Consider the following 742-nt stretch of genomic DNA (forward strand, 5'->3'; position numbering starts at 1 on the left):
CAAGAGGTGGAGAGTTGGCGCAAGGACACTACAAGGGAGGTTATCTTGAGTATTGAAGCAGGTTCTCTCTCTCTCTTTCTTTGTTCTTTCATTTGCCTTACCTTGTGTACCTGCCCTCAGTGGCTAACTGGCTATAGTGCCTTGGTTGTGGGCAATCGTCAGACTGTATTGCTTATAAACTCATTGTAATTGATTATGGAGTTCTAATTGATGTTTGTGTTTAATCTTGTATTGCATAACTGTAGTGTGTTTGGAGTGCATAGTTGTTAGGTTGTCCTAGCAAAACTGTGGTGTATCTACGAACACATAGATGCAATATTGCTATTGAGCACACACGAAAATCATTGGAATGTACCAAGGTAGTCAACTAGGATGAGATAGTGTGCACGAGTCATTGTAAACTTCCGAAAGGGATTTACTCTTGTGATTGCTGAGTACTTAGTTCTAATCTCCTCCATCACCTTCATTACCATCTTTCATTCATTGTTGTTATGATCCAATACTTCTTCTATTTGTTTCACTAGACATCAAAGGATCGATTAGTATTTTAAGTACAGTTTCCTGAGGTTCGACAACCCTGCTCTTCATTGAGCACCACTGTATTACTTGTGTGCGACCCGTACACTTGCGGAGAACACATCAATAAACACTCAAAAGTTTTAAAAGAGTAGCAATCTAACTTTTGGTTGAATAACATTTGGAAAGCAGAACAATAATCTAAAAGTAAGGCCAATAGGAAATT

General features: G+C 38.7%; 1 protein-coding gene. It reads left to right on the forward strand.

All coding sequences use genetic code 11. The annotated features are described in order from the left end of the window. The coding region (locus ACFILY_RS09600) for a hypothetical protein (protein WP_375673374.1) at positions 1–189 on the forward strand (189 nt) is incomplete at its 5' end. Between the last annotated feature and the right edge of the window lie 553 nt (positions 190–742).

It is taken from the genome of Bartonella sp. CL25QHWL (assembly GCF_042195335.1).
Classification (GTDB): Bacteria; Pseudomonadota; Alphaproteobacteria; order Rhizobiales; family Rhizobiaceae; genus Bartonella.